Source organism: Vibrio sp. 10N.261.55.A7, from assembly GCF_002877365.1.
Lineage (GTDB): Bacteria > Pseudomonadota > Gammaproteobacteria > Enterobacterales > Vibrionaceae > Vibrio.
Window position 1 is genome coordinate 6,199 of sequence record NZ_MCWZ01000323.1, and the last position, 12,927, is coordinate 19,125.

Annotated in this window: 12 protein-coding genes; 3 read left to right on the forward strand and 9 right to left on the reverse strand. The window is 42.8% G+C overall.

The window, feature by feature from the left end:
- Nucleotides 1-322: 322 nt before the first annotated feature.
- A complete protein-coding gene (locus tag BCU12_RS20735) occupies nt 323-1,159 on the reverse strand; it encodes an AraC family transcriptional regulator (RefSeq protein WP_102406307.1) in 837 nt (278 codons plus the stop codon).
- Between the two features lie 123 nt (nt 1,160-1,282).
- On the opposite strand from BCU12_RS20735, the gene BCU12_RS20740 reads away from it, so the two are divergent.
- Nucleotides 1,283-2,668 (forward strand): MATE family efflux transporter, encoded by a 1,386-nt coding sequence (locus BCU12_RS20740; RefSeq protein ID WP_102406308.1) that lies wholly within the window; start codon nt 1,283-1,285, stop codon nt 2,666-2,668.
- Nucleotides 2,669-2,867: 199 nt separating this feature from the next.
- On the opposite strand, the gene BCU12_RS20745 is transcribed toward BCU12_RS20740, so the two are convergent.
- The 3 genes from BCU12_RS20745 to BCU12_RS20755 all read right to left on the reverse strand — a co-directional run bounded on the left by BCU12_RS20745 (nt 2,868) and on the right by BCU12_RS20755 (nt 4,124).
- The gene (locus BCU12_RS20745; RefSeq protein ID WP_102406310.1) at nt 2,868-3,185 is read right to left on the reverse strand and encodes a DOPA 4,5-dioxygenase family protein; all 318 of its coding nucleotides are present in this window, start codon (nt 3,183-3,185) and stop codon (nt 2,868-2,870) included.
- Nucleotides 3,186-3,291: 106 nt separating this feature from the next.
- The gene (locus BCU12_RS20750; protein ID WP_102406312.1) at nt 3,292-3,852 is read right to left on the reverse strand and encodes a DUF2301 domain-containing membrane protein; all 561 of its coding nucleotides are present in this window, start codon (nt 3,850-3,852) and stop codon (nt 3,292-3,294) included.
- Between the two features lie 41 nt (nt 3,853-3,893).
- On the reverse strand, nt 3,894-4,124 hold the full coding sequence (locus BCU12_RS20755) for a hypothetical protein (RefSeq protein WP_102406314.1): 231 nt from the start codon (nt 4,122-4,124) through the stop codon (nt 3,894-3,896).
- Nucleotides 4,125-4,328: 204 nt separating this feature from the next.
- Between BCU12_RS20755 and BCU12_RS20760 the strand changes: the two genes are divergently transcribed.
- Nucleotides 4,329-5,066, forward strand: a complete 738-nt coding sequence (locus tag BCU12_RS20760) for an RNA methyltransferase (protein WP_102406316.1) — start codon at nt 4,329-4,331, stop codon at nt 5,064-5,066.
- 78 nt (nt 5,067-5,144) lie between these two features.
- Here BCU12_RS20760 and fdxA read toward each other — a convergent pair whose 3' ends face one another.
- Complete coding sequence (gene fdxA / locus BCU12_RS20765; RefSeq protein ID WP_102406318.1) at nt 5,145-5,468, reverse strand: ferredoxin FdxA; 324 nt, start codon at nt 5,466-5,468, stop codon at nt 5,145-5,147.
- A gap of 234 nt (nt 5,469-5,702) precedes the next feature.
- Between fdxA and BCU12_RS20770 the strand changes: the two genes are divergently transcribed.
- On the forward strand, nt 5,703-7,313 hold the full coding sequence (locus tag BCU12_RS20770) for an NAD(P)/FAD-dependent oxidoreductase (RefSeq protein ID WP_102406320.1): 1,611 nt from the start codon (nt 5,703-5,705) through the stop codon (nt 7,311-7,313).
- A 317-nt stretch (nt 7,314-7,630) separates the two neighbouring features.
- On the opposite strand, the gene BCU12_RS20775 is transcribed toward BCU12_RS20770, so the two are convergent.
- Genes BCU12_RS20775 through BCU12_RS20790 form a run of 4 tightly spaced genes read right to left on the reverse strand, consistent with a single transcriptional unit; the run spans nt 7,631 to nt 12,842 of the window.
- Complete coding sequence (locus BCU12_RS20775) at nt 7,631-8,569, reverse strand: Gfo/Idh/MocA family oxidoreductase (RefSeq protein WP_102406322.1); 939 nt, start codon at nt 8,567-8,569, stop codon at nt 7,631-7,633.
- Nucleotides 8,566-10,185: a GTPase gene (locus BCU12_RS20780; RefSeq protein WP_157939895.1), complete on the reverse strand. Its 1,620-nt coding sequence runs from the start codon at nt 10,183-10,185 to the stop codon at nt 8,566-8,568. Before BCU12_RS20780 ends, BCU12_RS20775 begins: the two co-directional genes overlap by 4 nt.
- Nucleotides 10,178-11,314: a GTPase gene (locus tag BCU12_RS20785; RefSeq protein ID WP_102406326.1), complete on the reverse strand. Its 1,137-nt coding sequence runs from the start codon at nt 11,312-11,314 to the stop codon at nt 10,178-10,180. The genes BCU12_RS20780 and BCU12_RS20785 overlap by 8 nt, the downstream gene beginning before the upstream one ends.
- Nucleotides 11,315-11,360: 46 nt before the next feature.
- Nucleotides 11,361-12,842, reverse strand: coding sequence for a phospholipase D family protein (locus BCU12_RS20790; protein WP_102406329.1), 1,482 nt, complete (start codon nt 12,840-12,842; stop codon nt 11,361-11,363).
- Nucleotides 12,843-12,927: the final 85 nt, after the last annotated feature.

A 12,927-nucleotide genomic window follows, 5' to 3' on the forward strand; every position in this document is an offset into this window, starting at 1 on the left:
AATGATGGTGTTTATGGCCCACAAGTGTCTATCGCTGCTCGATTTAACTTCTAATCATCATCGTCCTCTAAAATAGAGAGGCTTCGTTTGCTTAATCATTTGAAGTGCCAGCAATGTTTGACTGGCACTTCAATTCAGCTAACGCGAAAATATTGAAAATGAACACCTGTTTAATTCAAACCACCAGCGACAAGCAACGTATCAGCTATCGATCCTCTACTATAAAGTGTTGATGTATTACAAGTACCCCTACCACTATACCTGCCTGATAAGAATCGCTATCCATCAACGTCCTAACGGGCGCAGCCATGATAAAGGTATTTTACTTTTCCGCCCTATAACGCCTAGGAGTCATACTTGACCACGCTTTAAAGCGCGTACTAAAGTTAGCGGCATTTGGGTAGCCCACAATTTCACCAATATGTTGAACCGACCACTCTGTTGATAAAAGAAGCCTAGAAGCGTATTCCATACGCATTCTCGTGACATGAGCTTTAGGGCTATGCCCATAAAACCGTTGGCATAAACGGTGGAAATGCGGTTCTGAACAAGGGAACTGTGCAGCGAGTTGTTCAACTGTCCAATCCTTATGCAGTTGCCGTTGCACTAATTCAAAGACTCGCTCTATCCGAGTTCGGTTTCTCGTCTTTTCTAGGCTAATCGGCGCTTTAATCAGTAACTCTATTTGCTCGACAGCTCTTCGTCCTATCGCTCCGCCCAAATCAATTGGCAGAGACGAAGAACGCAACATAGCGAGAATTGCAGCATAAATAACTTCAGAAACAGGCGTTAGTGAGTAACAAATCTGATTCTCTATCGTATCAGTCCAATCTCTTGAAGCGTCGAGAAAAACCCACGCTATTTGCCAGTCTTCTTCTTCGATTCCAAAACCAAGCTCGATAAATGCTGGTGTTGTGATGACCGATCCCGCTTCAAGTACATAGCGTTTACCTTCACTTTCCAGCCACCCTTTCCCTCTCACGGTGTAAAGCAGCATATGTTTTTGCTGATTTTTACGATAGATGGAAAATTCTTCGCGACAGGTGGCGATGCCACATTGAACAATACCAAGCTCTTCCAATGACATGACTTTGCTATGATCAGTAAATTCATGGTGGGTTTTTTCGGAGATTATGAGTTTTTCTTGTTTATCGTTCATGTTTCATCCTGGTGAGGCAATCTATCACTATGATAGTTTTGCAAAAGTATTGGATGGTTTTAGACAATACATAGAGAGGTTTCGTATTTAAACTTATCTTTAACACAAACGAGGATATTTGCGATGCGCTACACTCTTCAAACTCCAGACAAAGAGTTTTGGAAAAAGCTCATAGACATAGGCTTACCGGTCTCACTACAAGGGATGCTTTTCTCATTGCTAGGTGTCGTCGACATCTTTATGGTTAGCCAACTGGGCGAGTCGGCGACCGCAGCGGTCGGTGTGGGTAATCGGATATTTTTCTTTAATCTTATTGTTATTTCTGGAATCAGTGGTGCGGTCAGTGTGCTAGCTTCACAATACTTTGGTGCTGGCGACATTTCAGGCATTAAGCGTACACTCGCGCAAACTTGGGCGGTGTCTCTGATAATAACAACGCCTTTCGTTGCCTGGTATACCCTTTTCCCTGAATCAGTCGTATCTATCATGGCAACAGAGCCTGAATATCTCCGATTAGCCACTGATTATTTGTGGGTCACAGGAGTCAGCCTACTGCTTACTGCGGTTGTCGTTCCAATGGAGAGTGCTCTTCGTTCCGTTGGCCAAGCGAAAATGCCTACACTGGTCAGTATCATTGCCATCATTATCAACGTTATTCTAAATAGTCTATTGATATTTGGCCTATTCGGTTTCCCAGAGCTTGGCGTCATAGGAGCAGCCATTGGAACGACGCTTTCTAGAGTCGCTCAAACCATCATGCTTTTTTATATGGTAAACAAACATTATTGCCATTTAATACCTCGGAAAAGCAGCTGGATGGATTCACTAAAGAAAAACCACAGAACTCGTTTTTTAAACGTAGCCACTCCGATGATCATCCACGATGCTGCTTGGGCGGGTGGGCTTATTATCTACAGTGTCATCATTGGCCAATTAGGCGTCAGTGAACTCGCCATTATCTCATTGTTAACGCCTATTGAAAGTGTACTTATCTCCGCTTTTCTTGGTTTTGCTGTTGCCGCATCCATTATCTTAGGCAACGAAATAGGGGCGAGAAATTACCAAAGAGCCTCAGACACTTCGTGGTGGTACGTTTTAAGTAGTTGTTTCTTAGCTTTACTGCTTGCTGGAGGCTGTATGTTGGCAGAACCCATACTGTTCGAGCTACTTAGTAACAGTCCTTTGAGTGACCCTCAACTTGCGGTTGATGTTTGCTTAGTAATGGCATTTGGAATGGTACTAAAAGTATTCAATATGGTTGGTATTGGCGGGGTGCTAAAAAGTGGTGGCGACATTAAATACAGCATCTTCATCGATCTTTTTGGTCAATGGGCAATAGGAATACCACTCGCCTACGTAACCGGTATCGTCTTGGGCTGGCCATTGCACTTCGTAATGATGATCATTCTTCTCGAAGAAGTAGTGAAGATAATCCTAACAACTCAACGAATTCAAACTAAAAAATGGGTCAAAAATCTCATTGAGGATCCTAGCCCCGCTCAAATTTAGTCATTAAGAAACCATTTAATTGGTGATACTTAGGTGATGTGAAAATTTCGGCGAAGAGTAAAGAACTCACACCCAAAGGCCTCTAGTTTGGTTAACCACCTTCTATTGGCCTTTTTTCTGGGTATCTTTTTGCTAGGTATCAGTGTTCTAGGTAACGTTCCTTACCGACGAATAATGGCTGTTCTTACCACATGAGCCATCAGCTCAATTTCTCTTCAAACACACCCAGTTCTCGCCCTAGCCAAATCGCACTCTTAGTATGGTCAATCAAATCATCCCCCGTTACTGGATGAACAAGCACCGGAAAATCACCTCGTGCCTCATCCAACCATTCAATCAAGTTTCTGTCATTGTTTACGAAATTCAACTCAAACATCGGCATTTTATGGGGCCCAACCAGTCCCATGTGCAAGTCATACACGTTTAATACATCTTTTCTTTGCGTCTCAATTCGTTCTTTTAATTGTTCTGCAAGTTTGATGTTTTTTAATGGGAAATAGATATGTGCATGAAACATAGTAAACCTTTAACTCTTCGTTATTTTTATTCAAAAAATTCATCGGTAGAATGCTCAAGTCAGCATCGTCACTAGGTAAACGTGAAAAACCAATGTAGTGAGACTTTTATATCTGATAGTTTGATTTGTTTCCAATATCAAAATGAAGAGGCATTCTCGACTTTCGGATCGAAAGGTAAACAAAAATGATAGCCACAAACGCTAAAAGACCATAAACCACTAACCAATATGTGAACACCATACTAAAAGTGACCGCCATTAACAGCAGTGGTACCAACTTCAATCCAAACACATTAAAACAGAATGATTCTTTTAAAGCGATCCCGGAAAAAGCGACGAAAACAAAGCCATAAGCAATCCACGTTGCCTCTGATTCTGCTAAAGCGACAAATAACACAATACCTAACCAGCCTGAATACATAATGACGCTTCGAATCTTTTTATCGTAGACATGGAGGTTTGCTGCGCTTAAAGCTGTTGCTATACAAAAAAGAATGGACGGATCGAAATGGAAACCTAGGGGTAATTCGCCCCAACTCAATTCGACAATGCCGATAAGGCAATACCAAACTGACGCGATAGAAAACATGACAATACCTAATCGGTAAGCGACAACACTGGCTTTGTCTAACGTATCTAAAACTTCAATATGTTCTGGGTTTGCCATAAGTCTCCAATGCTACTCACAATCTGTCTGTTCTAGACGTGTCATTCATGTTTAGAAGATTGACTGAAAGAGGCTCTCACATCACTCAGTATTACTTTCCCAATCAACACGACACACGCTAATGAAAGCACTTCTTCAACAACGATCAAGTAAGAAACCCACAGGTCTATCTTCTCTGCTGCTAGGCTAGTCAATGGAAGTCCAAGCACCCCACCCCAAACCAAGAAATAGACAAATACCAATGCAATACCGACTTTTACCGATCGCGACACACAAGATTCCTACAAGAGCGTTCAACCAAGTTTAATGGCGTGATTCTACGTGCGTGGCTAGTCGAATACAATCCACGTTTTATTTACCTATAACGTAAGTCAAGTGACCAGCAAAATACCGATAGTAGTAGATCGAAGTAATCTCAGCTTTGTCTGCTCTATCCTTTACCCTATAATGTGGCCGATTTTACTCGAGATTTGAAAATGATAACTAAAAACCAATTGAAGACATTAAGGGCGCTAGGCCAAAAGAAACAGCGTAAAGCGTTGGGTCTATTTCTTGTTCAAGGCGAGAAGAACGTTTTAGAGCTCGTAAATAGCAGCCTAACAACGAAGCAAATCTTTGCGACTCCTGACTTCTTATTTGAGCACGCGGCTAAGCTTTCAGAGTTTGAATGTATCGAAGCCTCTCTCGATGAACTCACCAAAGCCAGTACGTTAAAAAGCAACAATGCCGCTATCGCCATTGTTGAAACCCCTGAGACTAATATTCCTGAAGCAAAAGGCACCATGATTGCCCTTGATGGCGTTTCTGACCCAGGTAATTTGGGTACGATCATTCGCGTTGCTGACTGGTATGGCATTAAGCATATCATTGCGAGCAGTGACTGCGCCGATCCTTATAGCCCTAAAACCATCAGTGCGACCATGGGCAGTTTTGCTCGAGTTGAAGTGAGTCAGGTCGATTTACCTGCTTATCTCAATAATTCTACCTTACCTGTATATGGCGCTTTTTTAGAAGGTGAAAGTGTTCACTCAACTAGCTTTAAGGCTGAAGGTATTCTGTTAATGGGTAGTGAGTCTCACGGTGTTCGTGAACAAGCAGAAGCTTTCGTTACTGATAAAATAACGATCCCCGCTTTCGGTGGCGCAGAATCTCTAAATGTTGCAATGGCAACCGGTATCATCTTAGATAACATGAGACGCCAACATACTGTTTAGGCCTTGTTTAAACCCATCACAACGCCATAAAAGAAAAAGCGCCAACTTTATCAGTTAGCGCTTTTATAAAATTCTCAGCTATTTCTCTAGCATGTCCAATTTATTGGGCACCCCATTCCATTCGTCAGCGTCATCAGGGGCTGGCTTGACCTCTGTAATGTTTGGCCATATTTCAGCTAGGTCTTCATTGAGTTTAATGAAAACCTTCTGATCATCGGGTAGCTCATCTTCTTGGAATATCGCTTGAGCATTGCACTCAGGAACACACAAACCGCAATCAATACAATCAATAGGACTGATCGCTAAAAAGTTTGGTCCTTCATAAAATGCATCCGCAGGGCAAACCGCCACACAATCGGTGTATTTACATCTTATGCAGTTATCCGTTACGACAAACGCCATTTGTTAAACTCGCTTACCAAAATTGAAGATGGGCGATGATACTGATCCCGCATAAAAAAACAATCACCTGCAATTAAAAAATACGATTCCAGAGTATTAAGAGAGTTAATTAATTTCCATCAATTATATGACACCCTGCCGTACTTAACGTAAAATACGCGCCATTGTGAGCAAAGCGACTGCCTATTAGCTTAGTCGCTGCGCTAAGACACCTATCACTACATCGAGAAACTAATGATTCGTTTAACTGAAATTAAACTTCCTCTAGATCATGAAGAAGATGCACTCACTGCTGCAATTCTGAAAAAACTGGATATTGCACCTGAGCAATTGATCTCATTCAATATGTTCAAACGTGGCTATGACGCACGTAAGAAAAACAAGATCTTACTTATCTACACTCTCGATGTAGAAGTCGAAAACGAAGCACAGCTGTTAGAAACCTTCACCAGTGATCCCCATGTAAAAGTGACTCCTGATATGGAGTACAAGTTCGTAGCAAAAGCGGCTGAAAACCTGACTGAACGACCAGTTGTCATTGGCTTCGGTCCATGTGGTTTATTTGCTGGTTTAGTTCTCGCGCAAATGGGTTTCAACCCTATCATCGTTGAACGTGGTAAAGAAGTTCGTGAACGAACTAAAGATACGTTTGGCTTTTGGCGTAAACGCACACTCAATACTGAATCTAACGTGCAGTTTGGTGAAGGTGGTGCTGGGACTTTCTCTGACGGAAAATTGTATAGCCAAGTGAAAGACCCGAAGCATTATGGCCGAAAAGTTATCACAGAGTTCGTAGAAGCGGGTGCACCGGCTGAAATCATGTACGTCAGTAAGCCGCACATTGGTACTTTTAAACTAGTCACCATGATTGAAAAAATGCGTGCGAAGATCATCGAGCTCGGTGGTGAGATTCGATTTAGCACGCGTGTTGACGATATTCATATGGAAGATGGTCAACTAACGGGTGTCACATTGTCTAACGGCGAAGAAATCAAAAGCCGACATGTTGTACTCGCTATCGGTCACAGTGCTAGAGACACGTTCGAAATGCTTCATGAGCGTGGTGTCTACATTGAACCTAAACCATTTTCTGTGGGCTTCCGCATCGAGCACAAGCAGTCAATGATTGATGATGCGCGTTTTGGTAAAAATGCGGGTAACCCTATTTTGGGCGCAGCTGACTATAAATTGGTTCACCACTGTAAGAATGGCCGCACCGTTTATAGTTTCTGTATGTGTCCTGGTGGTACAGTCGTCGCAGCAACTTCTGAAGAAGGGGCTGTTGTCACAAATGGAATGAGCCAGTATTCACGTGCAGAACGCAACGCCAATAGCGCAATTGTTGTCGGCATTTCACCTGAGCAAGATTACCCAGGTGATCCGCTAGCGGGTATTCGACTGCAGCGAGAATTAGAAAAAGGTGCCTTCACTCTTGGCGGTGAGAACTACGACGCGCCAGCACAAAAAATTGGGGACTTCCTTAAAGGTCGTGACCCAAGTGCATTAGGGAATGTTGAGCCTTCATTCACCCCAGGTATCAAGCTAACAGACCTATCGAAAGCATTGCCTGAATTCGCCGTCGAAGCCATCCGCGAAGCTATTCCTGCTTTTGATAAAAAGATCAAAGGGTTCGCTATTGATGACGGGCTACTGACTGGGGTAGAGACACGCACCTCTTCACCTATTTGTATCAAGCGTGACAAAGACTATCAAAGCGTTAACTTGAAAGGGTTTTTCCCTGCAGGTGAAGGCGCAGGCTACGCGGGGGGTATCCTTTCCGCGGGCATTGATGGAATTAAAGCAGCGGAAGCCGTTGCCCTTTCGATGACTGAAAAAGCAAAGTAGTAAATAAAGTACAGTGATAAATAAAAATGCGGCTTACCAAAAGTAAGCCGCATTGTTTGTCCATAGCCTATTTTGTATATAGAGCAGGCGGCTTCTAAGTTTAAAGCACTTCACTAACTGATAATCCCATAACCACTTATATTCCGCCTGACACGGTTTCATGACGATTCAGAACCGCTTTAAATGATTCTAATTACCGTTACAACCATGTTCGATGACGTGTTTGCAAATGTACAGGGTTAACAGCTAAAAGGGCGTAAATCAGTATTTACTCTTGCCGCCATAATCGTCTACTCTGAAGCAATCAACCAAAATGGTTAAGCACCGATCTGGCTCGCAACGTGGTCGAAGATATTCTCGGCTAACTGATGGGTTGCGATGTTTCTCTCGACAATATCAGCATCGACATAACCGCGTTCAACCACGTTGAACCAATCTAATAGCATGTCTTCAAATCCCTTACTTTTTAGCATGGTCGTCCAATCTTTAAGTGCTATTGTACTTCGCTGGTTATTTTCAGATAACTGACCTTGAACGAACGAATCAAATTCTATGGCTTTATTTTCATAACAAGCCCAAATGCGCTCACAAGTTTGTCCAAAACTTCGATTCATCGATGCTTGCAACAGAGTACCGTTAACCTGCCACTCCACATCCAAACGAGATAAACCATTACCACGGGTACTTCTTTGATGGGTAATGTGAAGATCAGCAATACTCGATTGGCTATTCAGATTAATACTGTCGAGCGGGTGAATAAAATCATCAAAAATGAACGTGCGAAGCTCACCGGGTAGATTATGACGATGCTTTTCCCATCTCAGTGACGTCAAAGAGCCAAGTTCATTCAGTTTGAGTTCTGGAATATGCTGATTATACAGAGGGATATGACGACGATTAAAACCGACATACAACGGCGTAGATTGCTGAGTCGCCACTTCATATAACTGTTCTACTTGTTTTGCTGTATCACAAAGTGGCTTGTCCACAAAAGTAGGAATGCCCTGTTTCAAAAAATAGCGTGCAATATCGAAGTGTACTGATGTAGCGGCATGAATCATAACCGCATCGACATTCATCGCTGGTAACGCTTTAAAATCTTGGCAGCACTCTTTAATGCGATACTTTGACGCCACCTCTTTTAGAACATCTTTGTTTCTGGTGCACAACACTAACTCAATACCGCTCAAGTTAGCTAAAATGGGTAGGTAGGCCTTAAGCGCAATGTCCCCTAGCCCGATCACTCCGATTTTCATCGATTTTCCTTCTTATAATTTGAATGCTTAAGCCCTTTGTAAGCGCTCCTATACAGCCGTTTACCATATTCCAAAAGCATGATTTTGCCTGGTTTTGAATCTCTTCGCTGTCGGTTTCTTTGAACATTCTTTGCATTGTCATAGTACTGTTCAAGTTGGCACTTGACCTGTTCAAAGCCAAAGTCATCTCGTTCATCGTTGCTGGAAACACTGTTATTCCGCCTGGTACTCGAAAGAACGATGGGGAGAACCTCATCAAACTCAAGGAGTTCTTGATTGTATTTCAATGCCGCGACAATGTTCTTAGCCTTTTCTCTTACAGGACGGTCAAGGTCGTAGGGTGGCGACCATTCGGACTGTGGTGACAAACGATCTACGTGACTGACAATGCCAAATAGAATAGGTCTTTTGTGGGTAATATTCTTATGCTCTACGAAATAGTCGTCAAACGTTTTTTTAAGCGCATGATCTAACTGGCGGGATGATTGATTCGCTTTCAATAACCACACAACGATATCCGCATTGACCATCTCTTGTAGTGTTCGTTTGTTCGTTTCTTCACTCCCATCAAGCCCTTGCAAATCTACGATTCTTAAAGGCTCTTTGTTCACATTTTCTGTCAAATAAGTCGTTATCCCTTCAGACGTGGGCAATACGTCGACTTCTGCGGAAAATTCACCGATAAATCGGTTAACAAACGAAGACTTACCACTGCTTGATTGGCCAACAATTACAATACGAATGGGCTCTAATGGCATAGCTTGGTCGACGTTGTCCTTTGCTGACACATTTGATGCACTGATATCATCGTCGCTGATGGTGAATCGACCACTGTATAGATCCACACTTACCGACGCGACTTCGTGTAGCAATGCTCTCTTAGCATTAATCTGTAGAGCGGTATATCGACTGGATGATTCAGTGGCTAAGATCTTGTTTCTGATCTCATCATTAATCAGCTTGATTGGATTCATATACGCTAGATAAGCACGTCGACCTAAGTTGGCAAACCGAGCTAAGGTGAGTGCATCATCCCCATATTTTTCCTGCATCTGATACACCCATTTGATCTGAGAAACCTTGATCGATTCAACCGCTGGGAGATGCTCAACCAATGTTTCACGATAACGTCGGCTCACCTCTTCAAGCAGTTGCAAGCCTTCCGGTAACGAAAATTCAAGATCGCCCTTTCCATATTCCTTCGCGACATGTTCCGCCACGCAAAGTCCATGAACGTATAATGATGCCCATTCATCATCTTTACTTAGAAGATCATTGGCTTGGTCTTTTGCGCGAGCCCAGATTTCATTTTCTCTCTCAGACCAATCACTAGACGCTTTAACAAAATCTGAGTCGGCGTCATGCTGTTCAACTGGTGTTGGTTTTGAACGTTTATTTGATTGATACCTTTCCCAAAGTACTGGGATCAACCCTAGAACGCTCAGAATCATCAAGGTAATAGAAAGTTCGATCAGGTAGCCATATTTAAAAGACAAATAGAGTCCAAAACAGGCAATGACGATGGTAGGCATAACGGCGAGTATCAAACCGAAACCGACGCCTCCTTCCGCTAAATGGGCCAAGATTTGCCTGGCTTTTCTCCATCGACTACTCATTCTGCTCGCCATCTTTTCGTTTCATTGCTCGAGTTTTCATCATTGCAGTTTTATACACGGCTTGCATTTCCTGCGCGCTAACCGCTTCATTTTGACTCTTGTGATAGAAGTAGTAACAAGCGGCGCGCCCGAGCCCGTAAGTCGTCGCGAAACTCATTGTTGCCGCTGTCACTGCTCCAACAGTTTGACCATAGCCGGGGATGAATTTGGTTAACTGCCGAGCACCCAACTTCAAACTGTATTGAAGCCCAAAACTGCCACCGAGTGTTCCAATTAACTCTGCAAATGTTCTTTTATTCCAATCAATCCCATATTGCTGGGCCAAGCTATGTAACATTTTAGCCTGTATGGTTGGTACAGTGACTAACCCTACTGCCGGGATGACATCGGTTGCACTTGCTGAAGCACAATACCAAAGTACTTCATTCTCTAGCTTGTTAAAGTTACTTTCTTCAACGTTAGAGTGATCACCTTTATTCATCATGAGTTTTATAATTGGTAGGTAATGACTAATAGCATCAATAAGTGAATCTAAGTTATAGACAGCGTTGTCATCCGTCTCAAAATCAACCTCTACCGTGGTTAATTGGTTTCCAAGTACCGAACCGAGCTGACTTTTATGATACGAAACCAGCCTTTCTCTCTCTTTCTCTGTGACTTGTTTCACCGCAGTCAGAACCGTAATGATTTGCTTAAATTTGCTAGATCTTTTTATCTTCTTTAAAGCCGATATCAGTGCACTCTGCTCTGGATCCTCTAACTTAACCACCACAATGATGGCTTGTGCAATACCATGAGAGTATTCATCAGATTGCTGGCCCGTCGTAAACTGTTCTATATCGCTAGTTGGATCGTATCCAGCTTCAGCTAAACCTCGGGTGTCAAGAAAACGAAGAATCGGTTTATCGTACGGAAAGTCGTATATCGAAGCTGTTCTTGTACAGGGTTGGAAACCATTCCCTATCTCAACCAGCGTGCTACCTGTAATTGCATGAATCAGGGAAGATTTACCTGATCCCGTTTTACCAAGCAACCAAAGCGTCGGTGGATTTGATCTTTGAAGTTCAGAGGCCAAGATTAAATCTTCGTTTCGCTTAGGGGTTATAAAAGATTTTATTGACTCATACATTTGGCCTCCTCCGAAATCCGTTTTACTGGGTCTATTGTTAGATACTTTACAGTTGCTCTTCGATCGGCAGTAAGCCTGCTAACCAAGCACCGAATCGGAGCCAAATACTCGCCTCAGGCTCCGTGGTAAGAATTTCATCCGTCTCAGGATCGTACCAAGCAACGCTACCATCTTGGATAACAATCTTGTAAGCACTCTTTTCTAACTCAGACTCTAATTCAGACAAGGATTTCTGAACATACTCAGGCTGCTCTATAACAACGGCCATTTCAGTATTCAAATACGCTGAGCGAGGATCCCAGTTCATTGAACCCACAAAGATTTTGTTATCATCAAACAACATGGCTTTGGCATGCAAGCTAGAGCGACTGCTACCAGTGAAGCTCCAATTGGTCTCAATACTTACGCTGCCCTTTATCTCCCATAGCTCAACACCGCCTTCAACCAACTGTTTACGATACTTTGCATACCATCCATGAACAGCGAAAACATCGTTAGAAGCTAAGGTATTCGTGACAACGGTAATTCGTTTGCCAGACTGAACCGCCTCAACCAGTTCAACGGTTCCTTCTTTCGTCGGTACAAAGTATGGAGAAACAAGCACGAGCGAGTGTTCAATGTCATCAAGTAAAACCACTAAGTTATCGACTAAATGACTGCTCTCGCCCGACACTTTATTTGGCATATCGTACCAAAGCTTCGCTGGTCCCCAATAGAGTGAAAGGTTTTGCGTCGAGAGTTCTTGGTAAAAAGGTAAGTCACTAAAGTTATAGGCGCCAGATGAGAATTTAACATCTAACCTTGAGTCCTCTAATCTTGTGGCAACGACCTCTTCTTGTAGAACCTTGACGTCTGGATATATCCACTCTATTGGAGCAACATATTCGCTGTTCCAATAAATATCAAACTGATCAGCCGTTTGCTCTACCGTGTTTCCATAAATCAGTAAATCTAGATCGTCAAACTCGACGCTCGATTCAAAAGAAAAATACTCATTCCCTATATTTCGTCCACCAACGATACTGGCTACGGAGTCTGCTGTAAGAGACTTATTGTGCATGCGGCGATTTAAGCGATCAAAATCAGACAGTAATGCTAAGCTTCGTGCCTGACGATACTGATGTGGATTAAACAAGCGTATTTCAATATTGGGATGGGCTGCGAGTGTCGCCATTGCACGGTCACTTCTTCGCTGCATGTCATCCAACAAGATCCGAACTCTAACACCTCTGTTCGCAGCTTCGTAAAGCCGCCAACTGATTAATTGGCTTGTCTCATCATCTCTATAGATGTAGTACTGAAGATCAATGCTGGATTGTGCAGTCTCAATCAAAGCAAGACGCGCCAATAGTGCGTCATGCCCGAGAGATAAGGGATAAAATCCAGTGTGGGTTTTTACGTCGTAGGTGGATTGTTGAAACAGCTTATCTAGTTGAGAATCATGTTGGTAACCAAAATGGTAACTCACCGATTTGGGTTCATCACGTTCATGAAAACCGGTAGAGCTGCAGCCAAATAGCAATGTCATGGCTACGACAGTTACAGTCTGTTTGTAAAGTTTCGAAAGCTTAAACACTAATTAATCCATACTAAAACAAAGAAACGAAATAGAA